28 protein-coding genes are annotated in these 24,245 nt (G+C 73.4%); 19 read left to right on the top strand and 9 right to left on the bottom strand.

Features of this window, described 5'->3' with window-relative positions; all coding sequences use genetic code 11:
• Positions 1 to 256: 256 nt before the first annotated feature.
• From BJ999_RS21365 to BJ999_RS21355, 3 genes are read right to left on the bottom strand one after another with little or no spacing between them, the layout of a single operon-like run.
• Positions 257 to 793 (bottom strand): DinB family protein, encoded by a 537-nt coding sequence (locus tag BJ999_RS21365; protein WP_179834939.1) that lies wholly within the window; start codon positions 791 to 793, stop codon positions 257 to 259.
• Positions 794 to 1,831: an NADP-dependent oxidoreductase gene (locus BJ999_RS21360; protein WP_179834938.1), complete on the bottom strand. Its 1,038-nt coding sequence runs from the start codon at positions 1,829 to 1,831 to the stop codon at positions 794 to 796. It abuts the gene before it with no gap.
• A gap of 16 nt (positions 1,832 to 1,847) precedes the next feature.
• The gene (locus BJ999_RS21355; protein ID WP_179834937.1) at positions 1,848 to 2,441 is read right to left on the bottom strand and encodes a TetR family transcriptional regulator; all 594 of its coding nucleotides are present in this window, start codon (positions 2,439 to 2,441) and stop codon (positions 1,848 to 1,850) included.
• A 41-nt stretch (positions 2,442 to 2,482) separates the two neighbouring features.
• Here BJ999_RS21355 and BJ999_RS21350 point away from each other — a divergent pair, with 41 nt between their 5' ends.
• Positions 2,483 to 2,683, top strand: coding sequence for a hypothetical protein (locus BJ999_RS21350; protein ID WP_179834936.1), 201 nt, complete (start codon positions 2,483 to 2,485; stop codon positions 2,681 to 2,683).
• 32 nt (positions 2,684 to 2,715) lie between these two features.
• On the opposite strand, the gene BJ999_RS21345 is transcribed toward BJ999_RS21350, so the two are convergent.
• Positions 2,716 to 3,066, bottom strand: a complete 351-nt coding sequence (locus BJ999_RS21345; protein ID WP_179834935.1) for an ArsR/SmtB family transcription factor — start codon at positions 3,064 to 3,066, stop codon at positions 2,716 to 2,718.
• A 126-nt stretch (positions 3,067 to 3,192) separates the two neighbouring features.
• Between BJ999_RS21345 and BJ999_RS21340 the strand changes: the two genes are divergently transcribed.
• The gene (locus BJ999_RS21340; RefSeq protein WP_179834934.1) at positions 3,193 to 4,389 is read left to right on the top strand and encodes an MFS transporter; all 1,197 of its coding nucleotides are present in this window, start codon (positions 3,193 to 3,195) and stop codon (positions 4,387 to 4,389) included.
• Between the two features lie 78 nt (positions 4,390 to 4,467).
• Here the strand turns inward: BJ999_RS21340 and BJ999_RS21335 are convergent, their stop codons facing one another.
• Positions 4,468 to 4,908, bottom strand: a complete 441-nt coding sequence (locus BJ999_RS21335; protein ID WP_179834933.1) for a DUF6069 family protein — start codon at positions 4,906 to 4,908, stop codon at positions 4,468 to 4,470.
• A 162-nt stretch (positions 4,909 to 5,070) separates the two neighbouring features.
• On the opposite strand from BJ999_RS21335, the gene BJ999_RS21330 reads away from it, so the two are divergent.
• The 6 genes from BJ999_RS21330 to BJ999_RS21305 all read left to right on the top strand — a co-directional run bounded on the left by BJ999_RS21330 (position 5,071) and on the right by BJ999_RS21305 (position 10,068).
• Positions 5,071 to 6,231: a sensor histidine kinase gene (locus BJ999_RS21330; RefSeq protein ID WP_229810565.1), complete on the top strand. Its 1,161-nt coding sequence runs from the start codon at positions 5,071 to 5,073 to the stop codon at positions 6,229 to 6,231.
• Positions 6,219 to 6,881 carry a response regulator gene (locus tag BJ999_RS21325; RefSeq protein ID WP_179834932.1) on the top strand — a complete coding sequence of 221 codons (663 nt, stop codon included), beginning with the start codon at positions 6,219 to 6,221 and terminating at the stop codon, positions 6,879 to 6,881. Before BJ999_RS21330 ends, BJ999_RS21325 begins: the two co-directional genes overlap by 13 nt.
• Positions 6,882 to 6,980: 99 nt before the next feature.
• Positions 6,981 to 7,574 carry a TetR/AcrR family transcriptional regulator gene (locus tag BJ999_RS21320; protein ID WP_179834931.1) on the top strand — a complete coding sequence of 198 codons (594 nt, stop codon included), beginning with the start codon at positions 6,981 to 6,983 and terminating at the stop codon, positions 7,572 to 7,574.
• Positions 7,575 to 7,596: 22 nt separating this feature from the next.
• On the top strand, positions 7,597 to 8,151 hold the full coding sequence (locus BJ999_RS21315; protein WP_179834930.1) for a carboxymuconolactone decarboxylase family protein: 555 nt from the start codon (positions 7,597 to 7,599) through the stop codon (positions 8,149 to 8,151).
• 232 nt (positions 8,152 to 8,383) lie between these two features.
• Complete coding sequence (locus BJ999_RS21310) at positions 8,384 to 8,794, top strand: YciI family protein (RefSeq protein ID WP_218935980.1); 411 nt, start codon at positions 8,384 to 8,386, stop codon at positions 8,792 to 8,794.
• Complete coding sequence (locus tag BJ999_RS21305) at positions 8,791 to 10,068, top strand: RNA polymerase sigma factor (protein WP_179834928.1); 1,278 nt, start codon at positions 8,791 to 8,793, stop codon at positions 10,066 to 10,068. The genes BJ999_RS21310 and BJ999_RS21305 overlap by 4 nt, the downstream gene beginning before the upstream one ends.
• On the opposite strand, the gene BJ999_RS21300 is transcribed toward BJ999_RS21305, so the two are convergent.
• Positions 10,065 to 10,517, bottom strand: coding sequence for a MarR family transcriptional regulator (locus BJ999_RS21300; protein WP_179834927.1), 453 nt, complete (start codon positions 10,515 to 10,517; stop codon positions 10,065 to 10,067). The two genes, BJ999_RS21305 and BJ999_RS21300, sit on opposite strands and share 4 nt — an antisense overlap.
• A 107-nt stretch (positions 10,518 to 10,624) precedes the next feature.
• Here BJ999_RS21300 and BJ999_RS21295 point away from each other — a divergent pair, with 107 nt between their 5' ends.
• Positions 10,625 to 11,473 (top strand): alpha/beta fold hydrolase, encoded by an 849-nt coding sequence (locus BJ999_RS21295; protein ID WP_179834926.1) that lies wholly within the window; start codon positions 10,625 to 10,627, stop codon positions 11,471 to 11,473.
• A 45-nt stretch (positions 11,474 to 11,518) separates the two neighbouring features.
• Here BJ999_RS21295 and BJ999_RS21290 read toward each other — a convergent pair whose 3' ends face one another.
• A complete protein-coding gene (locus tag BJ999_RS21290; protein WP_179834925.1) occupies positions 11,519 to 12,085 on the bottom strand; it encodes a TetR/AcrR family transcriptional regulator in 567 nt (188 codons plus the stop codon).
• A gap of 168 nt (positions 12,086 to 12,253) precedes the next feature.
• Between BJ999_RS21290 and BJ999_RS21285 the strand changes: the two genes are divergently transcribed.
• From BJ999_RS21285 to BJ999_RS21250, 8 genes are all read left to right on the top strand, one after another.
• The gene (locus tag BJ999_RS21285) at positions 12,254 to 13,144 is read left to right on the top strand and encodes a Vgb family protein (protein ID WP_179834924.1); all 891 of its coding nucleotides are present in this window, start codon (positions 12,254 to 12,256) and stop codon (positions 13,142 to 13,144) included.
• A 67-nt stretch (positions 13,145 to 13,211) separates the two neighbouring features.
• Positions 13,212 to 14,603 carry an MFS transporter gene (locus BJ999_RS21280; RefSeq protein WP_229810566.1) on the top strand — a complete coding sequence of 464 codons (1,392 nt, stop codon included), beginning with the start codon at positions 13,212 to 13,214 and terminating at the stop codon, positions 14,601 to 14,603.
• A 51-nt stretch (positions 14,604 to 14,654) separates the two neighbouring features.
• Entirely contained in the window at positions 14,655 to 15,440 is a 786-nt protein-coding gene (locus tag BJ999_RS21275) for an RNA ligase family protein (protein WP_179834923.1), read from the top strand.
• Complete coding sequence (locus BJ999_RS21270) at positions 15,427 to 16,551, top strand: AAA family ATPase (protein ID WP_179834922.1); 1,125 nt, start codon at positions 15,427 to 15,429, stop codon at positions 16,549 to 16,551. Before BJ999_RS21275 ends, BJ999_RS21270 begins: the two co-directional genes overlap by 14 nt.
• Positions 16,552 to 16,682: 131 nt before the next feature.
• On the top strand, positions 16,683 to 17,171 hold the full coding sequence (locus BJ999_RS21265; RefSeq protein WP_179834921.1) for a phage holin family protein: 489 nt from the start codon (positions 16,683 to 16,685) through the stop codon (positions 17,169 to 17,171).
• A complete protein-coding gene (locus BJ999_RS21260; protein WP_179834920.1) occupies positions 17,168 to 17,581 on the top strand; it encodes a DUF3618 domain-containing protein in 414 nt (137 codons plus the stop codon). Before BJ999_RS21265 ends, BJ999_RS21260 begins: the two co-directional genes overlap by 4 nt.
• A gap of 21 nt (positions 17,582 to 17,602) precedes the next feature.
• A complete protein-coding gene (locus BJ999_RS21255) occupies positions 17,603 to 18,607 on the top strand; it encodes a YihY/virulence factor BrkB family protein (RefSeq protein WP_179834919.1) in 1,005 nt (334 codons plus the stop codon).
• A gap of 77 nt (positions 18,608 to 18,684) precedes the next feature.
• On the top strand, positions 18,685 to 19,251 hold the full coding sequence (locus tag BJ999_RS21250; RefSeq protein ID WP_179834918.1) for a GNAT family N-acetyltransferase: 567 nt from the start codon (positions 18,685 to 18,687) through the stop codon (positions 19,249 to 19,251).
• A 16-nt stretch (positions 19,252 to 19,267) separates the two neighbouring features.
• Here the strand turns inward: BJ999_RS21250 and BJ999_RS21245 are convergent, their stop codons facing one another.
• Positions 19,268 to 20,230, bottom strand: coding sequence for a helix-turn-helix transcriptional regulator (locus BJ999_RS21245; protein WP_229810567.1), 963 nt, complete (start codon positions 20,228 to 20,230; stop codon positions 19,268 to 19,270).
• Positions 20,231 to 20,309: 79 nt separating this feature from the next.
• Here BJ999_RS21245 and BJ999_RS21240 point away from each other — a divergent pair, with 79 nt between their 5' ends.
• Positions 20,310 to 21,077, top strand: coding sequence for an alpha/beta fold hydrolase (locus BJ999_RS21240; protein ID WP_179834917.1), 768 nt, complete (start codon positions 20,310 to 20,312; stop codon positions 21,075 to 21,077).
• Between the two features lie 130 nt (positions 21,078 to 21,207).
• Entirely contained in the window at positions 21,208 to 22,248 is a 1,041-nt protein-coding gene (locus tag BJ999_RS21235; protein WP_229810568.1) for an alpha/beta hydrolase, read from the top strand.
• Between the two features lie 106 nt (positions 22,249 to 22,354).
• On the opposite strand, the gene BJ999_RS21230 is transcribed toward BJ999_RS21235, so the two are convergent.
• Positions 22,355 to 24,193 carry a glycoside hydrolase family 3 protein gene (locus tag BJ999_RS21230; RefSeq protein WP_179834916.1) on the bottom strand — a complete coding sequence of 613 codons (1,839 nt, stop codon included), beginning with the start codon at positions 24,191 to 24,193 and terminating at the stop codon, positions 22,355 to 22,357.
• Positions 24,194 to 24,245 lie beyond the last annotated feature (52 nt).

The raw sequence follows: 24,245 nt of genomic DNA, 5'->3' as shown, positions 1-24,245 counted from the left end.
CCTACATAAATAGTCAACCTCGATCCCGCAATCAGGATGCCACGCTCACACCGCCCCCGTCAAGGCCGTTCATCTCCAGCTCCTCGGACGGCGTCTGGGAGATGTCGGGCATCGCAGGCCGGCGCTGTCCCCCTCGATGGTGGCGCTGACGCTCTGGTCCTCGGAAGGTGATGCCAGGCTGGCGCGACAGCCTGCGCTTTTTCACCAGTTCGGCGTGGAGAGGTCGTGGGCACTGCGCCGGCTGACTGAAGCCGTTTCAGCGAGGTGAACGGTGCGCCGGTCGGTGTCGTGCGTGTCGAAGGATCAGTAGCTGACCGATCTCGGCGGCGTTCTTTGTCAGCTCGATGTTCACCCATGCGCACATGTCGGCGACGGTGTGGCCCGATCCTGCGGGCCAGGGGAACGCCGATTCGTCGTCGAGGCGGTCGGTGGCGGCCAGCCCCGTTCGCCACGCCTGGTGGATGTTCCCCAGCCATTCGGTGATCGAGGCGCAGGTGCCCGGCCAGCCGATGTCTTCGCGGGCCGGGATGTCGGTTCGTTCCAGGTGAGCGAGTGCTGTGGTCCACCACCAGCCGATGTGCCAGGTCAGCCATGCGATCGTGGGGGCCGGGACAGGAGTGGGCTCGACCTCGGCGAAGTCGGGAGCCCAACCGCCCTCGACCTGGTGCATCGTCCAGTGTGACGGCGCCGGTTCCCAGAACAGGTCGTCGTCGCGCCACTGCTGCACGTGGTAGTCGAGCAGTGCCCAAGCGGTGGACATCTGCTGTTGGAGTACCTGCTTGACCTCGGTCATTCAGTGCACCTTCGTTTCGGCCGCGTTCACCCTCACCAGCTGTTTGCCGAGGTTGGCGCCGTCGAAGAGGCGCTGCAGCGCAACGGGGGCGTTGGAGAGACCGTCGACGACGTCCTCGGCCCAGCGCAGGTCGCCGGCCGACACCCAGCCGGCGAGCCGAGACAGTGCTTTGGGGAAAAGCGGCTGATGGTCGAGGAACACGAAACCCTCCATGCGGGCCCGTCGAAACGCGAGTTGCATGTAGTTGGCGGGGCCCGCGCCGTATCCTGCGGCCGTGTAGCCGGACGAGATCGACCCGCACAGCGCGATGCGCGCATGGACGGCGAGCCGGTCGAGCGCGTTCTCCAGCAGCACACCGCCCACGTTGTCGAAAACGGCGGTGAGCCCGTCGGGCGCGAATTCGCGCAACGCATCCGGAACGCTGTCGGCGCGGTAGTCCACACAGGCGTCGAACTTCGCGACGTCCTTCACCCAAGCGACCTTCTCGGCCGAACCGGCGGTGCCGATCACCCGAGCGCCCAGAAACCGCGCGATCTGCCCGGCGAGGGAACCGACACTGCCGGCCGCGCCGGTGACCAGCACCGTGTCCCCCGCGGTGACGCCGAGCACCTCGGACATCCCGACGAAGGCCGTCAGCCCGCTCACCCCGAAGACGGTGAGCACGTGACGCGGATCAATCCCCTCCGGCACCGGGTTGACCCCGAACACGCCGCCCTCGCGCGCCACGACGTACTCTCGCCAACCCAGGTCGCCATAGACCCACTGCCCCTCCGGCAGCGCCGGATTTCGGGAGGTCACCACACGCCCGACACCGCTGCCGCGCATCACCTCGCCAATCCCGACCGGTGCCGTATAGGTGGTGCCGGGGTTGAGCCACGTGCGCTGAGTGGCGTCGATGCCGAGCCAGACGACCTCGACCAGAGCGTCACCATCGTCGAGTGCCGGTATGGGGCTGCGCTGCTCAGCGAAAGTGCCAGGGGTGATGCCGCCGGCGGGGCGTTCACGAAGCACCATCTGGCGGAAGGTCCGCACGGGCATGACTTCAGCCTCTCGGTCAGGGGGCCGAGCGTGTCGCTCGGCTGAACGTGGCGACCAGTTCGTCACTGACGGCATCCACGGGAGCGCCGTGCGCGACCCGCAGTCCTTCGGCATCGAGTGTGCGGCGGAGCATCGCGGCCATCATGACGAGGTCGAAGCCGCGCATCTCGCCGTTGCGCTGTCCCTCCTCCAGCAGAGCGATGACGTCGGCAAGCGACGCCGCCACGAGCTCGTCATAGGCGTCGGCCGCCGCTGTGGTGCGGTGGGCGACGACCGCGACCAGGGCGCGCGTCTCCACCGGTCGCCGCGCGTAATACAGAAGGAACCCGCGGACATAGGCCGCGAGCCGCTCCAGGACACTGCCCTGATCGCGCAGCACGGCGACCAGTTCTGGCTCCAGGCTCCCGACCACGCGAGCGACGACGGCGTCGAGGACCTCCTCCTTGGTCTCGAAGTTGCTGTGGTAGGCGCCGCGGCTGTATCCGGCCGTCTCCGCGATCGCCTCGACCGAGGTCGAGGCGACCCCGCGCTCGGCGAACAGCCGCATCGCCGACGCCACCAGCTCCTCACGCGTGCGCTGCCGCCGTTCGGCGCGCGTCTCTCGTGCCATGCCGACAAGATACATCACCGTATCCGCATACATAGCCGTATGTGAATTCCGCGCTGCTGGACGTGCGCACCGTGCAGGACGGGCCGGGGATCGGCTGGGATCTGCGCGGGTTCCGGCCTTCGGCGCAGGCGCATCTGGGCGAAGGCGGGGCGAAGACGGGCGGCGCCCGGGGCCGGTGCCGCTTCCTACTGTGCGCGGCGTCCGCGGAGCGGACGCCGAAGAACGCGCCCGTTTGCGGCTGATCGCATGTTGCGAGCGGGCCGGGGGCCCGCGCCTACGGCGCCTCGACCGTGCCGGTGATCGCGGTGTCGCTCGTTCGGCGCCGTGCGCCCAGTACCGAGTCGAGCAGGCCGGGGAACAGGGCGTCGAGGTCCTCTCGGCGCAGCCGTACCAGCCGGGATCGGCCCTGCACCGTCGTCCACGTCACGCCGGCCTCACGCAGCACCCGGTAGTGGTGCGAGAGCGTCGTCTGATGCACGTCGATCTCGGCGCCGATCGCGTTGCAGAAGTCCTCGCCCATCCGGTCGAGCCGCAGGACGAGATCCAGCCGCACCGGATCGGCCAGAGCGCGCAGCACCTCCACCAGCCGGATGGCCTCGGTCGCCGGCTGTGAAACCTCACGCATCGCCGCCCCCCTGTGTCCCGCACACCCGCACACTACCAACCCATGGATACATGGACAAGCATCCATATATTGCCTAGGGTGCCGCTCGGTACTTCCGAGAATCCTCTGGAAAGGCGGCACCGCCCGGTGTTGAAACGGCTGCTTCCTCTGGCCCTGGCGACCTTCGCCGTCGGCACCGACAGCTACGTCATCGCGGGGCTGCTCCCCGCCATCGCCACGGATCTGCAGGTCTCCACTCCCGCCGCCGGGCAGCTGGTGACGGTGTTCGCGCTGGTGATGGCCCTGTCGGCACCCGTCATGGGCGCGCTCACCAGTGGACTGGACAGGCGGTCCGCGCTGCTGATCGCGCTGAGCGTCTTCGTGGTCGGCAACGCCGTCACCGCCCTTGGCACCAGCTACGAGGTGGTGATGGCCGCTCGTATCGTCACCGCGGCCGGCGCCGGGATGATCAACTCCGCCGCCTCCAGCACTGCGGGGGCCATCGCATCCCCGGAACGCCGGGGCAGGGCACTGGCCTTCGTGTTGGGCGGTCTCACGCTGGCGACGGCGTTGGGCCTTCCTCTCGGTACCCTCATCGGCCGTACCGACTGGCACATCACCCTGTGGGCCGTCGCCGGGATCGGCCTCGTCGCGGTCATCGGAGTCGCGGCCGGCCTGCCCAAGGTGACGCTCCCCGCCGCCTCACTGGGCGACCGGCTGCGCCCGCTCAGGCAGGGCCGGGTCCTCGCGCTACTGGCCGTCACGACGCTGGTCTTCCTCGGCGCCTACACCCTCTACACCTACATCGGCCCGGCCCTGCAGGAGGCGACCGGCGGCTCCGAGTCGCTGCTCACCGTCATCCTGCTGGCCTGGGGAATCGGGGTCCTGGCCGGAAACATCATCGCGGGACGGCTGGTCGACCGGCACGACCCCGCGCACGTGTTGACCGGTCCCCTCGCCATTGCCGCGATCGCCCTTGGCCTCACTTCGGTGGCGACCGCCACGCTCGCGTCCACCCTGGCATGGGCCGCGATCTGGGGCGTGGCCCTGGGCCTCATCGTCGTGCCCCAGCAGCACCGGCTCATCGCCCTCAGCCCGGCCGCGGCACCGGTTCTGCTCGGCCTCAACTCCTCGGCCGTCTACGTCGGGATGGCCCTCGGCGGCGGCCTGGGCGGACTGGCCCAGGAGTGGTTTGCCATCGTGCCCGCCGGGCTGGGGCTGCCGGCCGCCGGTGTCACGACCCTGGCGCTGCTCTACCACCTGACCACCGCACGCCGCCGTGCGCCCGCGGCACCTCTGCCGACCCCCTCCACTTCGGAGAAGGCCGAGGCGTACCGCCCCTGATGACGCACAACGATCACGAGACGCCTGGGCATGGCCGCGGTCAGAGGTGCGCCTGTCTCACGGATCGGATCTCCCTGATCAGTGGTTCGGATCCCGATCAGGAACTCGCCGCGCGGGGGCCGCCGCTCGCGACGGTCGGGCCGAACGGCCGAGACCGGGGATCAGGACCGCGGCCACGACCAGGTGCATCGCCGCCAGGACGGCCACGGACGCGCCGTCGGCGGCGTCGCCGAGCGGTCCGGTCATCGACAGCACGAGCGCCACCAGGGCGATGACGGTCCACACGCGCCCCGGCCGCCCGGTCACGCGTTCCAGCAGCGCGAGCAGTCCCCAGGCGGCCAGCCCCGCGATCAGGCTGCCCGCGATCACCGGGCCCGCCCCGACCCGCTGGACCTCCCCGCCCATCTCGGCGGACGGGTCGAGCCCGGTCACCGGGCCGGTGACCACCCACAGCGCGAGGGGGGCGGCGACCGCTCCCGCCACGGTCAGCACCCGCCGTCCACCGGTACCTCCGGACATGTGCCTCTCCCTTCGTCGCGGCTCGTTCATGTCCGGCAGCGTGGCCGCCCGAGCGCGGCCGGCACATCGGGCGCGCGGCGAGAGCCGGTCCGCCCGCGGTACGGGCGGGCACCGACTTTGGTCGGGTGTCGGTGCCGCGGCCCGGTGGATAGCCTCGGCCCCGTGAGCGAGACGTTCGACCAGGCAAGGCCCGATGGCCGGCGCATGCTGTGGTGCGCGGCCGGCGTCGCCGCGGCGGCGGGGGCGCTGGGCGCGCTGACGCTGTGGGGCCGCTTCAGCGCGGACGTGGCCGGCGCCGTTCTGGCCCTGGACATCGCGGTCGCCCTGGTGAGCTGGCTGCTGTCGCCGCTGCTGCTCTGGCGGCCGGTGGGCGTCGCCCTGGCGCTGACCGTTCTGGCGGCCCTGTCCCCCACCGCCACACCGGCGGCCAGCATGGGCGTGTTGCAGGTCGCGCAGCGGCGCCCGTTCCGGGTGGCGGCGCTGGTCGGCGCGGCGGGAATCGCGGCGCACGTCGTGCAGGGGCTGTGGCAGCCGAACCGGGGGATCTCCTTCGGCTGGTGGCTGCTGCTCATCGCCCTCGGCTACGGCGCGATGGTCGGCTGGGGCGCGCTGGCGCGGGCGCGCCGGGAGCTGCTGATGTCGCTGCGCGAGCGGGCCCGCCGGGCCGAGGCCGAGCAGGGCCGCCGGGTCGCCGAGGCGCGCATGGCGGAGCGGACCCGGATCGCCCGTGAGATGCACGATGTGCTCGCCCACCGGCTGTCGCTGCTGGCGACCTACGCGGGCGCGCTGGAGTACCGGCCGGACGCCCCGCCGGAGAAGCTGTCGCATGCGGCCGGGGTGATCCGCGCCGGGGTGCACCAGGCGCTCGACGAGCTGCGCGAGGTGATCCTGCTTCTGCGCGCCGAGGACACCGACGAGGAGGACCGGCCCCAGCCCGTCCTGGACGACGTGCCCCGGCTGGTGGAGGAGTGCCGCGACGCGGGCGGGCAGGTGGAGCTGCGCGACGAGACGGTCGGCGCGTCCGCGCTCCCGGCGGCCGCCGGGCGCACGGCGTACCGGGTCGTGCAGGAGGGGCTGACCAACGCCCGCAAGCACGCCGTGGGACGTCCCGTCCGGGTGGTGCTGGAGGGGCGGCCGGGGGGCCGGCTCGTGGTCGACATCCGCAACCCGCTGGCCGAGGACGGCGCGGGGCCGCTCGCGCCCGGCAGCGGCACCGGGCTGGTGGGGCTGACCGAGCGGGTGCGGTTGGCCGGCGGGCGGCTCGACCACCAGGCCGCGGCGGGCGAGTTCCGGCTGCGCGCCTGGCTACCATGGCCCGCGTGACCCGCCCCCTGCGCGTACTGATCGTGGACGACGACGCCCTCGTCCGCGCCGGGCTGTCGATGATGCTGGACGGGACGGGCGGCATCACCGTGGCGGGCGAGGCCGCCGACGGCGACGAGGTCCCCGCGGCCGCCGACGCGCACGCCCCCGACGTCGTGCTGATGGACCTGCGGATGCCGCGCGTGGACGGCATCACCGCGACCCGCAGGCTGCGGGAGCGGCCGAACCCGCCGGAGGTCATCGTGCTGACGACCTTCGACTCCGACGAGAACATCCTGCACGCGCTGCGCGCGGGAGCCAGCGGCTTCCTGCTGAAGGACACGCCGCCGGACCAGATCGTCCGGGCCGTGCGGCAGGTCGCCGCCGGCGACCCGATCCTGTCGCCGCGCATCACCCGCCGACTCATGGACCGCGCGGCGGTGGAGGCCGGCGCCTACCAGCGCGCCCGCGCGGCGCTCGCCCGGCTGAGCCCCCGCGAGCACGAGGTGGTTCTGGCGATCGCTCACGGGCGTTCCAACGCCGACATCGCCGCCGAGCTGTTCATGAGCGTGGCCACGGTCAAGGCGCACGTGTCCAGCGTCCTGACCAAGCTCGACCTGGACAACCGCACCCAGATCGCGCTGCTGGCGCACGACGCCGGCCTCGCCTGACCTTCCTCGCCCCGCTCCCCCACGGTTCCGTCCTCTTGCGCTCCGTCGTGCCCGCATGACAATCTTGGAACGATCATTCCAAGATAGGGAGGCGGGGCGATGCCGGACGTCAAGCACTTCGATCCCGACGCCGTCCTGGACCGGGCGGTGCTGCTGTTCTGGCGGCGCGGCGCCGCCGCGACGGGGATCGCCGAGGTGGTGGCCGAGACCGGGATCAACCGGTCCAGCCTGTACGCGACGTTCGGCGGCAAGCGGGACCTGTACGTGGCGGCACTGCGCCGCTACGCCGACCGGCAGTCGCGCCCGGTGTTCGACCGGCTCGCCGCAGACGGGCGGGGCCTGCCCGGCATCGCCGCGTTCTTCGACGGGCTCGTCGCCGCGCGTTGCTCCGGCGAGTACGCCCGCTGGGGCTGCATGGTGTCCAACGCCCACGCCGCACAGGACGGGAGCGACGCCGGCGAGCGGGAGGTGCTCGCCGCCCACCACGAGGCGCTGTGCACCGCGATGCGCACCGCCCTTCTCGCCGCCCGCGAGCACGGGCAGTTGCGCGGCGACGTGGACGTCCGCACCGCCGCGCAGATGCTGGCGCTGCTGGCCTACGGGGTGAACCTGCGCTCCCGCGCCGGCGCCGGTCCCGGCGAGCTGGCGGACACGGTGGACGCCGCCCTGCGCTCCCTCTCCCCGCTTCCCTGACGCCCCTTTAAAGGAGATGACGATGGCCGAGTTCACCGTCTACGACGAGACCGACGCCCCCGCCGACGCCCGCCCGCAACTGGAGGCCGCCAAGAAGCGGATGGGGTTCGTCACCACGCTCAACGGCGTGATGGCCGAGTCGCCGGAGCTGCTCGCCGGCTACAACGCCCTGTCGGAGCAGTTCACCAGGTCGTCGCTGCCGGGGCACGCCAAGCACGCCGTGCTGATCACCGCCAGCGTGCTGAACGGCTGCGAGTACTGCGTGGCCGCGCACTCCACGGTGGCGCTGCGGGCCCGCGTCCCCGCCGAGGTCGTGGAGGCGCTGCGCGCGGGGCGGCCTTTGGACGATCCCGCGCTGGAGGCCGTCCGCCGCCTCACCGGTGCCATGGTGACGCAGCGCGGCTGGGTGGACGACGCGGACGTCGAGGCGTTCCTGGCCGCCGGCCACACCCGCCGGCACGTCCTGGACGTCGTCCTCGGCGTCGGCATGAAGACACTGTCCAACTACACCAACCACATCGCCCACACTCCGCTCGACCCGGCCTGGAAGGAGCAGGAGTGGACGGCGTCCTCCTGACACCGTCCCCTCACACCACGGCGGGCCGGGCTTCGGCCTCCGCGTCCGCGGTCGGAGCGGGCTCCGGGGCCGCGCCGCGGCGGGCCGGCGCCGCCACGAGGACGGCGAGCACGGCGAAGATCGCGGCGAGAAAAACTGGGAAGGTGTGTCGAAGACGGCTGAGCGGCTCCGACGTCTCCTGTGCGAGGCGCCACCGGGGCGCCGGGCCGGAGGGGAGACCACCGTGAAGTACATGCTCATGCTGTACGCGTCGCAGCGGGCCTACGACGAGATGGCGGGCAACGTGCCCGAGGACGAGGCCGTCTGGTCCGCCGAGGAACTGGCCGAGATGTACGAGTTCATGGAGAAGTTCAACCAGGATCTGGTCGAGTCCGGGGAGTTCGTGGACGCCCAGGGCCTGGCCGCGCCGGTCCACACCCGCCGCTTCCACATGAAGGACGGGGCGCCGGCCGTGACCGACGGCCCCTACCCCGAGACCGCCGAGGTGCTCGCCGGATACACCGTCATCGAGTGCGACAGCTTCGACCGCGCCTCGCAGATCGCCGCGCGGCTGGCGCAGTGCCCCGGCCCGGAGGGGGCGCGGGAACGGGCGTACGCTGACCTGCGGCCGATCGTCGACGGGCGCGCCGACCTGGAGCCGTGACCGCGCCTCAGGTGGGGACCTGGGACCTGCTGCGCCCGCTGGCACCGCAGGTCCTCGGCGCGCTGGTCCGCCGGTACGGGCACTTCGACACCGCCGAGGACGCCGTCCAGGAGGCGCTGATCGCCGCCGCGTCGCAGTGGCCGGAGCAGGGGGTCCCCGACGACCCGCGCGCCTGGCTGATCACGGTGGCGTCGCGCCGGCTGACCGATCTGCTGCGCGCCGAGCAGGCCCGCCGGCGCCGCGAGGACGCCCTGGCCGCGTGGACGCCGCCGGACGCCTGGCTCGTTCCCGCCGCCGACCGCCCGCCGCCGGGCGGCGACGACACCCTGATCCTGCTGTTCATGTGCTGCCACCCGGTGCTGGCGCCGGACCTGCAGATCGCGCTGACCCTCCGCTCGGTCGGCGGGCTGACCACGGCCGAGATCGCCCGCGCGTTCTTCGTGCCCGAGTCGACCATGGGGCAGCGCATCAGCCGCGCCAAGCGGCGCGTCCGCGACAGCCACCTCCCCTTCCGGATGCCCGCCGCGGACGAGCGTCCCGCCCGGGTCGCCGCGGTGCTGCGCGTCCTCTATCTGATCTTCACGGAGGGGTACGCGAGCACGGCCGGGGCGTATCTGTTCCGGGGAGAGGTGGCGGCCGAGGCGATCCGGCTGGCCAGGATCGTGCACCGGCTGCTGCCCGGCGACGCCGAGGCGGCCGGGCTGCTCGCGCTCATGCTGCTCACCGACGCGCGCCGGCCCGCCCGCACGGGGCCGGGCGGGGACCTCGTCCCGCTCGCCGAGCAGGACCGGAGCCTGTGGAACGCGGGGTACATCGCCGAGGGAGTGGAACTGCTGGCTGCGGCGCTGCCGCGCGGGCCCGCCGGCCCCTACCAGGTGCAGGCCGCGATCGCCGCGCTCCATGATGAGGCCGCGACGGCGCGGGAGACCGACTGGCCGCAGATCGCCGCCCTCTATGGGGTGCTGATGGAGCTGTCGCCCAATCCGATGGCGGCGCTCAACCACGCCGTGGCCGTGGCGATGGCCCGCGGGCCGGGCGCCGGGCTCGCCCTGCTGGAGGAGTTGCGGGACGACACGCGGATCGCCGGGCACCACCGCCTGCACGCCGTCCGCGCCCACCTGCTGGAGATGTCCGGCGACACCGCCGCCGCGCGAGCCTCCTACCTGGCGGCGGCCGAGCGCACCCACAGCCTCCCCGAGCAGCGCTACCTCCACGCCCGCGCCGCCCGCCTGGCGGGGACGGCCGTGCGGCCCGGTGGCCCGGCGGGCGACTAGCCGCGCATGCGGGTGATCGCCTGCGGGGTCAGGTGCCGCGCGAGTTCCTCGAGGAGGCCGACGATCTCGGCGACCCGTCGCGGATCGTCGGTGTCCAGGGCCGCCGCGAGGGCGGCGTCGACGGTGCTCGACCTGACCTCCTCCACCCTGGCGGAGGGCTGGGCCGCGGGGAGGATGCGGACTCGGCGGCGGTCGTCGGGATCGGGCTCGGTGACGACGGCGCCGGCTTCGCGGAGCCGGGCGACCGCCGCCGACACCGCGCTTTGCGGAAGGCCGGTGCGGGTGGCGACCTCTCCGACGGCGCTGCCGGGGTGCGCGCGCACGTCGCTCACGACGATCAGGACGGTCCGGACGCTGGTGGAGTGCCGGCCGATGCCCTCGGTGGGCAGTGCCTCCTCGCCGATCTTCATCAGGGTCCGCCCCAGCAGGAAAAGCTCGACTCCGTCCATGCCGCCAAGCTACATCATTCTTGATACATCAGGCTTGATGTATCTAGTTTGATGTTTTATGGTCGATCCTCGCAGGGGCGCCGCCCCTCCGACCGAGAGGACCTGCGATGGACACCGCCACGACCCCGATCCCGAGCACGGGCACGCTGCGGACCGACGGAGCCACGCTCTACTACGAAGTGCGCGGAACCGGCCCGATGCTGCTCGTCTCCCAGAGCGGCGAGGGGGACGCCGGGCGCAGTACGGACCTGGTCGACCGGCTCGTCTCCGACTACACCGTGGTGACCTACGACCGCCGCGGACTGTCCCGCAGCGTGCTGGACGACCCCGCCGAAGGAGTGAGCCTGGCCGCACACGCCGACGACGTCCACCGCCTGCTGGCCGAACTGTCGGACGAACCGGTGCTCATGCTGGGGTGCAGTCTGGGCGCCTCCATCGGGCTCCACCTGGCCGTCGACCATCCTGGCCAGATCAGCGTGCTCGTGGCCCACGAGCCCGTCACCCCGCGGCTGCTTCCCGCCGACCAGCGCGCCCACCACGAAGGGGAACTGGCGCACATCCAGCAGGTCCACCGCCGCGAGGGGCTGGCCGCCACGTTCACCGCGATCGCCGGCGTGCTGGGCATCGACCCCGCCGGCCCCGACGCCGAACCCGGCCTCACGCGCCACCCCATGACACCCCAGCGGGCGCGCAACTTCGACTTCTTCGTCGAGCACGACTTCACCGCGGTCATCGAGGACACCCTCGACGTCGCCGCGCTCACCGAGACCCGGACCCGGATCGTTCCGGCGGTCGGGCGCACCACCCCGCGCACGGTCTTCGACAACAAGTGCGCCTTCGCGCTGGCCGACCTCCTCGGCGCGGACATGCACGAGTTTCCCGGCGGCCACAACGGCAACACCACCCACCCCCGCGCCTACGCCGCCGCCCTGCGCACCGCCCTCAACGCCCGCTGAGCCCTCGGGCTGGAAGGCGGCCGCCCCGTTCCACGACGGCGGCGGTCATGGGACCGGCGCGGCCGTGAGGGCGCCGGCGCGGGCGGCGGCGCCCGCGGCCGCGGCGGCCCGGTCGGCGGCCTGCTCGTCGATCGGCTCCCCGGTGATGAACAGCCGGTAGTACAGGGGGGCGACGGCGAGGCGGACGACCTCGGCCGCGTCCGTGCCGGCGGGGACCTCGCCGCGCTCGACGGCCCGCGCGACGACGACGGCGGCCTGCTCGTGGCGCCGGGCGAAGAAGGCGTGCAGGGAGCGGGCGGCGTCGCCGCTCTGCGCCGCGGCCAGCACGAACGCGCGGGCGACCGGGCCCTCGACGGGATCGGCGAAGTTGGCCACGACGAGCCGGGCGAGGGCGCGCAGGTCGCCGGCGAGGGTGCCGGTGTCGGGGATCGGCCACGGTTCGGCGGCCGCGATGCCGAGGGCGTCGGCGATGAGGCCGTCGGCGTTCCCCCACCGCCGGTAGACGGTGGTCTTGTGCACCCCGGAGCGAGCCGCCACCGCTTCGACGGCGAGCCCCGGGTAGCCGTGCTCGGACAGCACGGCGAGGGTCGCCTCGCGAACGGCGTCGCGCACCCGCGCGGTGCGGCCGCCTGGGCGGGCGCTCCCGGGCCCGGAGGCGGTCACCGCGCGGCCCGGCGGTCCCGGCTGGTCTCCACGCCCCCGATCGTAACGCAACTCCGGTTGCGTTAACTTCGTCCTCGGACGGAAACAGCAGTGGAGGGACGAGGGGGGACGACATTCATGTCAGAGGGTTCGCACGCCACGATCAAGGAGTTCCGGGTGTCCGGTCCGGACGCGGGGCCGTACAGCGTCGCCGCCGGGCCGGACGGGGCGCTGTGGTGCACGCTCGTCCACGAGGGCCGGATCGCGCGGATGGCGCCCGACGGGGGCCTCACCGTGCACGGGCCCGTCCCCGCCGGACCGATGATCATCACCGCGGGTCCGGACGGCGCGCTGTGGTTCACCGCGTTCCACGGCGACGCGATCAGCCGGATCACCCCCGCGGGCGAGGTCACGTCGTTCGCCCTGCCCGAGGGGTGGGGTCCGTGCGGGATCGCGGCCGGGCCGGACGGCGCGCTGTGGTTCACCCGCATGCACGCCGGCGGCATCGGCCGGATCACCGTGGACGGCCAGGTCAGCGCTTTCCCGGTGCCCGGAGAGGGCGCGATGCCCTCGATGATCGCGGCGGGTCCGGACGAGGCCCTGTGGTTCACCCTCAACCAGGGCAACGCCATCGGGCGGATCGCGCCGGACGGGCAGGTCGCCGTCCACCCGCTGCCCACCGAGGGCTCCGCACCGGTCGGCATCGCCGCCGGGCCGGACGGCGCGCTCTGGTTCACCGGCATCGGCACCGGGCACATCGGGCGGATCACCACGGACGGGAAGGTCACCGAGTTCCCGCTGCCCGACCGGAGCGCCCGCCCGCACGCCATCGTCGCCGGGCCCGGCGGGGACCTGTGGTTCACCGAGTGGGCCACCGCCCACATCGGCCGCATCAGCCCCGACGGCCGCATCGACGAGCACCCGCTGCCGACGCCCGGATGCGAGCCGCACGGCATCGCGGTCGGCCCGGACGGCGCACTGTGGGTGGCGCTGGAGATCGGCGCGCTCGCCCGCGTCGCCGTCGCCTGACCCGCCGGCCCTCGGGGACGGGACGGTTCGAGCCGCACCGAAACGTCCGCGGGCCACCGTGGGCGGCATGGGTTCCCCAACGCACGCCGCCGAGGTCCCCGCCCGGCAGGCCGGCCCCGCGCCCCGGCGCGGGGCGATGCTCGCGATCCTGTGCGCCGGGATGTTCCTGGTGCTGCTGGACGTGACGATCGTCAACGTCGCGCTCCCCGGCATCGGCCGGGCGCTCGGCACCGGCCTGCCCGGCCTGCAGGGCGTCGTGGACGGCTACGCGGTCGCGATCGCGGGGCTGCTGCTGGGCGGCGGCGCCCTCGGCGACCGGATCGGGCACCGCCGGATGACGCTCACCGGGTTCGCGCTGTTCGGGCTGGCGTCGCTGGCCTGCGGGGCCGCGCCCGGCGCCGGCCCGCTCATCGCGGCGCGCGTCGCGCAGGGGGCGGGCGCCGCGTTGCTGCTGCCCGGCAGCCTCGCCCTGATCACCGCCTGCTACCCCGGACGCGCCGAGCAGGCGCGGGCCCTCGGGGTGTGGGCCGGGATCTCCTCCACGGCGCTGCCGGCCGGGCCGCTGCTGGGCGGGCTGCTGGTCGACACGATCGGCTGGCGGTGGATCTTCCTGCTGAACGCGCCGATCGCCGCGGCGGCGATCGGCGGCGTCCGCGCCCTGGTCCGCGAGCCCCGCCGCGCCCGGCCGGGCATCACGCTGGACCGGGCGGGGATGGTGCTCGCGCCGCTCACCCTCGGCGGCCTGGTCTGGACGGTCATCGCCGCTGGCCACGGCCACCGGGACGGCGCCGCCGCGACCGCCGCGCTCACCCTGGCCGCCGGGACGGCGTTCGCCCTGGCCGAGCGGCGCGCGGCCGCGCCGATGGTCCCGGGCGGGCTGCTGCGGGCCCCGGCCTTCCTCGGCGCCGGCGGCATCGCGCTCATCATGAACCTGGTCACCAACGGGGTCCTGTTCGTGGCGACGCTGCAACTGCAGCAGGCCGGGCACCGCTCCGCGCTGGTCTCCGGGGCGATGCTGCTGCCGATGGCCGTGCCGCTGGCGGTCCTGGCCCCGGTGAGCGGGCGCCTCACCGCCCGGTTCGGGACGCGGGTACCGCTCGCCGCGGGCACCGCCGTCGCGGCGGCCGGGTCCCTGTCGCTGCTCGGCGCCGGTCCCGGCGGCGGCTACGCGGCGCTGCTCCCGGCGCTGCTGGGCATCGGGATCGGGGACGGCCTGATCGTCACCGCGGTGGTCGCCGCCGCGATGCGCGCCGTCCCTCCGGCGCACGCCGGGCTGGCCGGCGGGTTCAACAACACCGCCCGGCAGGTCGGGACGGCGCTCGGCGTCGCCGTCTACGGGACGGTCGCGGGTCCGGCGCAGCACCCGGCGTTCGCCTCCGGCCTGCACGTCCTGGCCTGGGCGAGTGTGGCGCTGTGGCTGACCGCGCTGGCCCTCACCCGCGTCGTCCCGGCCCGCTGACGGACCGAAAACCGGTTGGCAGGACCGGCGGCCCGGCCCTAGAACGGTCGGATGCTGCACAAGTACCCCCGGACCCGGCACATCGCGGGCTCCCGGCTCCAACCGGGCGACCACGATCTCGCCGCCGTGCCGTTCGAGGCGATCGCCGGGCGGTTCCTGGTGGTGGAGGAGAAGCTCGACGGCGCCAACGCCGGCATCAGCTTCTCCTCCGGCGGCGGGCTGCGGCTGCAGAGCCGCGGCCACTACCTTGCCGGCGGGCCGCGCGAGCGCCAGTTCGGGCCGCTGAAGGCGTGGGCGGCGTCGGTTCAGCACGTCCTGCACGAGCGCTTGCAGGACCGGTACGTCCTGTACGGGGAATGGCTGTACGCCAAGCACACGGTCTTCTACGACGCGCTCCCCCACTACTTCTGCGAGTTCGACGTCCTCGACCAGACCGACGGGACGTTCCTGTCGACCGAGCGGCGCCGCGAGCTGCTCGCCGGGACGCCGGTGGTGTCGGTGCCCGTCCTGTACCAGGGCCCGCTGCCGGACATGGCGGCGCTGACGAAGCTGGCCGGCCCCTCCACGTGCCGCACCCCGCGGTGGCGGGACGCGCTGCGCGCCGCGGCCGAGGCGGGGGGCGCCGACCCAGGCCGCGTCGCCGAGGAGACCGACGCCTCCGAGGAGATGGAGGGCCTCTACATCAAGGTGGAGGAGGACGGGAAGACGGTGGACCGCTACAAGTGGGTCCGGCCGAGCTTCCTGACCGCGATCCTCGACTCGGGCACCCACTGGCAGGAGCGGCCCATCGTCGCCAACGGCCTGGCCGACCCGGAGGTGCTGTATGCGGGTGTTTGAGGAGCTGTGCCCGGCGCCGCCGCACTGGACCGTCCCGTGGGAGCGGATCCGGGACGCCTTCGCCTGGGTGCGCGACATGGCGGGCGTCCCGCAGGACGCCGTGTACCACGGCGAAGGGGACGTCGAGACCCACACGCGGATGGCGTGTGAAGCGCTTGCGGCGCTGCCGCGGTGGCGGGCCCGCCCGCCGCGGGAGCGGGTCCGCCTGTTCACCGCCGTGCTGATGCACGACATCGCCAAGCCGCACTGCACGGCCCTGGACGACGACGGGCGCATCACCGCGCGGGGCCACTCCCGCCGCGGCGACCTGATGGTGCGGCGCATCCTGTGGGAACTGGGCGCACCGGTCGCCTGGCGCGAGCACGTGGCGGCGCTGATCCGCCACCACCAGGTGCCGTTCTGGGCCCTGGAACGCCCCGACCTGCGGCAGATCGCGTTCCGCGTCAGCCTGCTGGCCCGCAACGACGACCTGCTGCTGCTGGCCTCCGCCGACATCCTCGGCCGGATCTGCCCCGACACCGAGGAGCTGCTGGACAACGTCGCCCTGTACGGGGAGTACTGCGCCGAGCAGGACTGCCTGGACGCACCGCGCGCCTTCCCCTCCGACCATGCGCGGTTCTGGTACTTCCGCAAGCCCGACCGCGACCCCGGCTACGCCGCCTACGACGACACGCGCTGCACCGTGACCGTCCTGTCCGGGCTGCCGGGCGTCGGCAAGGACCACTGGATCGCCGCGCACCGCCCGGACGTGCCCGTCGTCAGCCTCGACCGGCTCCGCGCCGAGATGGGCGTCGACCCGGCCGGCGACCAGCGCGCCGTGGCGGCCGCCGCGCACGAGCTGGCCCGCGAACACCTGCGCGCCGGGAGGTCGTTCGTGTGGAACGCCACCAACGTGTCCCGGCAGCAGCGCGACCTGTGCACCGGCCTCGTCGCCGGTTACCGGGGGCGGGTCGAGGTCGTCGCACTGGAGGCGCCGCCGCGGGTGCTGCGGGACCGCAACCGGGCGCGCAGCTCGCCCGTCCCGGACGCGGTGATCGACCGGCTCGTGCGCCGGTGGGAGACCCCGGACCCGACCGAGGCGCACCGGGTCGACTGGCTCAGCACGGCCTGAGCCGAGCGGCGGGGGCCCGTCGCGGCTGAACCCTGCCTGGTCACCGCGTGTCGGGGCGCTGCCACGTTTAGCCCATGCGCACGGGGAACGCCCTTTTCCAGGTTTCACAAAGTGGAGGGGGGCCTGGAGGCATGAGCATCGTGCGGCAGCAACATGACGGAGACGGCCAGGCCGGAACGACGGGCGCGCACCGGCAGGACTTCGGACGCGCACCGGAGTTCCGCGCCGAGCACCACGAGGCGGGAACGGGCGAGCTGGTCCGGCAGGCCGCACAGCAGGTGTCGGACCTGATGCGGGCCGAGATGCGCCTGGCCGTCGCCGAGCTCAAGGACAAGGGCCGCCACGCCGGCACCGGAGCCGGCCTGTTCGGCGGCGCCGCGCTGGTCGCGCTCTACGGGGTGGGGGTGCTGCTGGCGGCGGCGGTGGCCGCGATCGCGCTGGCACTGCCGGTGTGGGCGGCCGCGCTGATCATCGGCGTGTTCCTGCTGGTGGTGGCGGGCGTGCTGGCGCTGATGGGCCGGGCGCAGACCAGGCGGGCCACACCACCCAAGCCCGAGCAGGCCATGGACGAGGCGAAGCTGGCCGTGGCCGAACTGAAGGAGAGGGCGACGCACCGATGACGATGCAGGGCAAGCACGGCGCCGAGGCGGGCACCGAGGAACTGCGTCAGGAGGTCGACCGGGCCCGGCACGAGCTCGGTGAGACGGTGGAGCAGCTCGCGGCCAAGGCCGACGTGAAGGCCATGGCGCGGCAGAAGGTCGAGCAGGCGCGCGGCAGGGCCCGCGGCGCCGCGGCGTCGGCGCGGGAGATCGCGGGTTCGGAGCAGGGCAAGGCGCGGGCGCGCCAGGGCGGTGTGGTCATCGCCTCGGCCGGGGCGCTCGCGCTGGGCGCGGTGTGGTTGCGCCGCCGCCGCACGTCGCGGACCATGCCGCACCTGCGGCTGAGAGGCGGCCGCAAGGCCCCGGTACAGGTGCGGATGCGCCTCGGGCAGAAGCGCGCCGTCACTGTGCGCCGCACCGGTCGGTCCTGAGTGGCCGGGAAGAAGACACACATGCGCAAGCGACCTGGAGCCCCCACCGACCTGCCCGCGCGGTCGTGGGGGCAGACGCTCAAACGCACCCTCGGCGAGTTCCAGAAGGACGACCTCTCGGACTGGGCCGCCGCTCTCACCTACTACTCCATCCTGTCGATCTTCCCGGCGATCCTGGTGGTGGTGTCGCTGGTCGGTCTGGCCGGGCAGTCGGCCACCGACAACCTGGTCAAGAACGTCGGGAGCCTGGCGCCGGGCGCGGTCCGGAACCTGCTCGTCAGCTCGATCAGGCAGCTTGAGGGCGGCACCGGGGGCGCGGGCGTCGTCGCCGTGCTGAGCCTCGCGGCCGCCGTCTGGTCGGCGTCGGGCTACGTCGGGGCGTTCATGCGCGCCTCCAACGCCATCTACGACGTGCCCGAGGGCCGGCCGCTCTGGAAGACCGTGCCGCTGCGCATCGGGGTCACGCTGCTGACGCTGGTGCTGCTGTCGGCGTCGGTGATCGCGGTGGTGGTGTCCGGGCCGCTGGCGCGCAAGGTCGGCGACACGCTCGGGTTCGGCTCCGAGGCGGTCACCGTCTGGGGCATCGCCAAATGGCCGGTCCTGGTGGTGGTGGTCGGCTTCCTGTTCTCGCTGCTGTACTGGGCCTCCCCCAACGCCAAGCGCGGATTCCGCTGGGTCACGCCGGGGAGCGCGCTCGCGATCCTGCTGTGGCTGGTGGCGTCCGGACTGTTCGCGCTGTACGTGGCGAACTTCGCCTCCTACAACAAGACCTACGGCAGCCTCGCGGGGATCATCATCTTCCTGGTGTGGCTGTGGATCACGAACCTGGCGATCCTGCTGGGTGCCGAACTGGACGCCGAACTCGAACGCAGCCGCGCGATCGCCGCCGGGCAGCCCCCCAAGGAGGAGCCGTACGTGGAGTTCCGCGACACCCGCGCCTTCGACGAGGAGGAGCGCCGCGAGACCGGCGTCGAGGACGGCGCCGAGAACGGCACCGAGGACGAGCACGGGGCGCACCGGCTATAGCGCAGGTCGGCGGGCGGAGCATGTTTCCGGGGAATTACGGGTCGCACAAGACCGAATCCCCTGAATAGGATCATCGCATGCTCCGTCCCGCCTACCCGATCGAGACCGAGCGGCTGATCCTGCGGCCGTTTCGCGAGACCGACCTGGAGGGCCTGTACGCCTACCAGTCCCTGCCCGAGGTGGCCCGCTTCCTGTACTGGGAGCCCCGCTCCCTGGAGGAGTCGCGGTCGTTCCTGAAGCAGAAGATGAGCGCCTCCACCGTGGAGAAGGAGGGCGACTGGCTGGTCCTGGCAGTGGAGTGGCGCGAGACCGGCGAGTTGATCGGCGAGGTCAACCTGCAGTGGCGCAGCCGGGAGCACCGCCAGGGCGAGATCGGCTACATCTTCAACCCCGCCTACCACGGCAAGGGGTTCGCCACCGAGGCAGCCGAGGTGGTGCTGCGGCTGGGCTTCGAGGGGCTGGACCTGCACCGCGTCTGCGGGCGGCTGGACGGCCGCAACGCCGCGTCCGCCCGCGTCCTGGAGCGCCTCGGGCTGCGCCGCGAGGCGCACCTGGTGCAGAACGAGATCGTCAAGGGCGAGTGGAGCGACGAGGTCGTCTACGCGATGCTGCGCCACGAGTGGGACGCCCGCGCCGGTTCCTGACGGGCCCTGCCCGCGGTCACCGCGCGGCCTGCTCCCGCAGGGCCTGTGCCAGGTCGCGGACGTGGCCGCGCAGTTCCTCGGGCCGGCGGATGACGAACGGGAAGCCCACACCCGCCAGCATCCGCGCCATTCCGTCCAGGCGTTCGGCGCGCGTGGTCATCACCACTCCCCCGGCGGCCTCGGTCAACGTCGCGGTCGTGGCGGGGATGCGGCGCCGCGCCTCGGCGAGGGTCGTCTCCAGCAGCACTTCGACCTCGTGGGTGTAGGGCACGCGCGCCAGTGACCGCGTGACGTGCTGGACGGGGTCGACGTCATCGGGGATCTCGAAGCGGGCGGTGCCGGGCTCGGCGGCGGCGACGCGGTCGACGCGGAACGTGCGGATCTCCCCGCTGCGGTGGTCGTGGCCCGTGACGTACCAGCGTCCGGAGTGGAAGACCAGCCCGTAGGGGTCCAGGTCGCGCTCGGTCTCGGCGCCCTGCCAGGACCGGTAGCGGATCCGGACGCGGCGCTGCTCCCTCGCCGCCGCGGCGAGGGTCAGGACGGCGCCGGTGTCGGGCGCGGCCGAGTCCCGGGCGGCGAGGGTGAACCCGAGCGTGTCCCGCAGCGCCTGGACGCGGTCGCGCAGCGCCGCGGGCAGGACGCGCTGCACCTTGGCCAGGGCGCTCTCGGTGGCCTGCCCGGGCAGCCCCACCCGCCGTCCGGCCAGCAGCCCCAGCACCACGGCGGTGGCCTCGTCGTCGGTGAGCATGAGCGGCGGCAGCTTGTAGCCGGGCATGAGCCGGTAGCCGCCGTAGCGGCCGCGTTCGGCGACGACGGGGACGCCGAGATCGTCCAGGCGGGCGGCGTAGCGGCGGACGGTCCGCTCGTCCACGCCGAGCCGCCGCGCCAGTTCCGCCCCGCCCATGCGGGGGTTGGCCTGCAGCAGTTCCAGCATGGCCAGGACGCGGGTCGTCGGATGGGACGGCGCGGGGTGTGGCACGGGTCACTCGCTCAATCCGGGCGGTTTCTGTCCGGTATCGACCCTAGCGTGGGTACTGCATCCACCGAGAGGACGACCGATGACGACCACTGGCAAGACGACGTTCGTACTGGTGCCCGGGTACTGGCTGGGCGCCTGGGCGTGGGACGAGGTGGCGGCGGACCTGCGGGCCGCGGGCCACGAGGTGCGCGCGGTGACGCCGGCCGGGCAGGCCGAGCGGGCCTCCGGGGTCGGGCCCGGAGCCGACGTCGGCGCGCAGGTCGACGACCTGCTGCGGCTCATCGAGGACGGCGACCTGACCGGGGTCGTCCTCGTCGCGCACAGCGGAGCGAACATGGCGGTCACCGGCGCCGCCGACCGGATCCCCGAGCGCATCGCCCGGGTCGTCTACGTCGACACCGGCCCCATGCCGTCCGGCCTGGCAGGCATCGACTTCCACGACCCCGTCTCGCGCGCGGACCTGGAGAAGGCCGTCGCCGAGCACGGCGACGGCTGGAAGATCCCGGTTCCGGCGTTCGATCCGCAGGAGGACCCGGTCAACCTCGCCGGCCTGACCGGCGAGCACCTGGCGGCGATGCGCGAGCGCGGCACGCCCCAGCCGTTCGGCACCGCGACGCAGGCGCTCACCCGCCCCGACCCGCTGCCGACCACGCCCCGCACGCTGATCGCCACCACGATCCCGCTGGCCGCGGTCAGGGAGATGGGCGAAGGCGGTCACCCGGTGTTCTCGATGATGACCGGGCCCGGCTGGACGTACCACGAACTGCCGACCGGGCACTGGCCGATGTTCTCCCGGCCCCGCGATCTGGCCGCGCTGCTGGCCGGGACCGCCGCCGCCGGGGGCTGAATCACTCACTTCTCCACAGCCGCACCGAGAAATCTTGTAACCGGCCCACGTAGATCATTTCGGTGGAGGCGAGGACACTCTGCGGAAGTCGCACGGCCGCGGGGGTCGGGCCTGATCCGCGAGGTGAGCCTTGCACACGACACCGACCGTCCGCCGCCGACCGCACCGGGTGACCTGGCGGCGCTCGCTGGCCTCGGGGGCGATCACCGCCGTCCTGGCGGCCGGCCTCGGCGCGGTCGGCACCGGTCCCGCGCAGGCGTTCGCGGGACCGGTCAGGGCGGACGACGGGGCGCGCATCACCGCGGAGAAGAAGATCGCCTCCCACGAGGTCGACATCGCCATCGACTCCCCCGCCCTGGGCAAGGCGGTCAAGACCCGCATCCTGCTGCCGAAGAACTGGACGCGGAACGCGACGGCGACGTGGCCGGTGCTGTACGCCTACCACGGCGGCCAGGACGACTACACCTCCTGGACGCGCAACACCGACATCGAGGCGTGGGCGGCCAAGTACAACGTCATCGTCGTCATGCCGGAGGGCGACAACGGCTCCTACACCGACTGGTACAACTACGGCAAGGGCGGGACTCCCCGGTGGGAGACCTTCCACACCGCCGAGGTGCGCCAGCTGATGGAGCGCAACTACCACGCGGGCGCGCTGCGCGCGGTGATCGGCAACTCCTCCGGCGGTGCCGGCGCGATGTCCTACGCGGCCCGGCACCCGGGGATGTTCAAGTACGCGGCGTCGCTGAGCGGGATCCTGTCGATGCGCTCGATCGGGATGCCGGCGCTGCTGATGTTCACCAACGCGGGCAACGGCCAGGACCCGTTCGCGATATGGGGCGTCCCGTGGTCCGACGACGCCAACTGGGCGGCGCACGACCCGTACTCGCTGGCGCCCAAGCTGCGCGGCACCGGCCTGTACTTCTCCGCCGGCACGACCGGGCGCCCCGGCCCCGGCGACCCCGATGTGGCGCCGTGGGACATCGGCCTGCTCAGCGAGATCGCGGTCGGCGCGAACAACAAGGACTTCCAGAAGCGGCTGGAGCAGCTGAACATCCCCCACACCGCCCACATCTACGGCGACGGCCGGCACAACTGGCCGGCGTGGGTGCGTGAGGCGGGCGCGGTGTGGCCGACGCTGATGAAGTCGATCGGCGCCCGCCGGGTGTGACGCGCGCCCGCGCGTCCCTTGGTGCGAACCCGGCCCGGTTCCGGTGCGGCAGCGGCTGCCGTTCCGCGACCGGGCCGCCGCACGTGCGGCGGCCCGGTCCGGCGGGTCAGTAGTCCAGGCCGTGCCCGAACGGGTAGAGGACGGTGCCCGGTTCGTCGCGGGCGGGGACGGCGACGGGCAGCCGCCCGCGCGGGTCCAGCTCGCCGAACAGGACCTTGGCGGCCGACCGCAGCGCCTCGGCCGTGTAGGAGTAGGTCGCCAGGTAGGTGGTCGCCTCGGGGAACCAGGCGATGTCGTAGGGGTCGCGGACGGCGACGACGACGACCGGTCTGCCGGTGGCGACGAGCGCCTTGACGAGCTCCGTCTGCCCGGGCCCGTTGTGACCGGGCTCCTGCTTGACGTCCCAGGCGCGGTTGGTGACGGCGACGACCAGGTCCTGGTCCCGGGCGGCGGCGACGGCCTCGTCGATCTGGGCCTGACCGGGGCTGAGGCCGGTCTGCCGGATGGTCGCGGTGGCGCCGCGGCGGGCGAGCTCGGTGCCGAGGGACGCGGTGGTGGACACGCCCCATCCGGTGACCAGGACCTTGCGGGCGCCGGGGCGCAGGGGCAGGACCCCGGCGCCGTTCTTGACCAGGGTCGTGGTGCGGTCGGTGGCGCGCTGCGCGGCGGCCAGGTGTTCGGGCGTCCCGACGACCTGGCCGATCTTCGACTCGTCGGCGTAGGGGTCACGGAACAGGCCGCGCCGCTGCTTCAGCTCCAGGATCCGGTAGACCGACTCGTCGATGCGCTTCTCGGTCAGCTCGCCGGACTTGACGGCGTTGACGACCGCGGCGAGCTGGCGGGGGAACACGCCGTTGCCCTGGGCGTCGGCGGGCGGCTTCAGCAGGACGTCCACGCCGGCCTTGAGGGCCAGGACGGGAATGTTCTCGTCGCCGTACTTGTCGCGGACGCCCTGCATGTCCAGGGCGTCGGTGACGACGACGCCGCGGTAGTGGAGGCGGTCCCGCAGGATGCCGGTGAGGATGGGCCGCGAGAGGGTGGCGGGGTCGCCGGAGGGGTCCAGCGACGGCACGACGATGTGCGCGGTCATGATGGAGTCGACGCGCTGCTTGATCGCGGCGCGGAACGGGGGCAGGTCGAGCCGTTCCCATTCGGCGCGGGTGTGGTCGATGTGCGGGACGCCGGTGTGGCTGTCGGTGGTGGTGTCGCCGTGCCCGGGGAAGTGCTTGACGGTCGGGGTCACCCCGCCGGCCCGGTAGCCGCCGATCTGCGCGGTCACCATGTCCGACACCAGGGCGGGGTCGGAGCCGAAGGACCGGACGCCGATGACGGGGTTGGCCGGGTTGACGTTGACGTCGGCGTCCGGCGCGTAGTCCTGGTTGACGCCGATGGCGCGCAGTTCGCCGCCGGTGATGCGGGCGAGCGCGCGGGCGTCGCCGCTGCGGCGCCCGGCGGCCAGGGCCATGTTGCCGGGCGACTGCGTCGCGGGCGGCTGGACGCGGGCGACGATGCCGCCCTCCTGGTCGATGGCGATCGTGGCGGGGACGCGCAGCGGCTGCGCCGCGGCGGCGCGCTGGATGCCGTTGGAGAACGCGGCGAGCTGCCGCGGGTCGGTGACGTTGTCGCCGTAGTAGATGAAGCCGCCGGGGTGGTAGCGGGCGACGACCTGCGCGGCGTTGTCGACCCCGTACAGCCTGCGGTTGGCGGCGACGTCGGCCGGTTCCGCGGTGGTGGCGCTCTTGCCGTAGACCTGCAGGACGAACAGCTGCGCGGCCTTCTCCTGCAGTGACATCGACCGCAGGATCCGCATCAGCCGCGGATCCTTGCCGGCGTGCGGCGCGGCCTGCGCGGCGGACGCGTCCAATGCGCCGAGGCCGGTCACCGCGAGCGCTCCGGCCGTGATGCCGGCGAGCCACCGGCGCCGGCGCGTGCGGGGACGGTACATGACGGCTCCCTCCCGCCCCCGAGCTGCCTGATGATCAAGGTTCCTCCCGGCA

Origin of the sequence: Actinomadura citrea (genome assembly GCF_013409045.1) — a bacterium.
Lineage (GTDB): Bacteria > Actinomycetota > Actinomycetes > Streptosporangiales > Streptosporangiaceae > Spirillospora > Spirillospora citrea.
The sequence above is the reverse complement of the archived record's forward strand: the minus strand, read 5'-3'. Positions and strand labels throughout refer to the sequence as shown.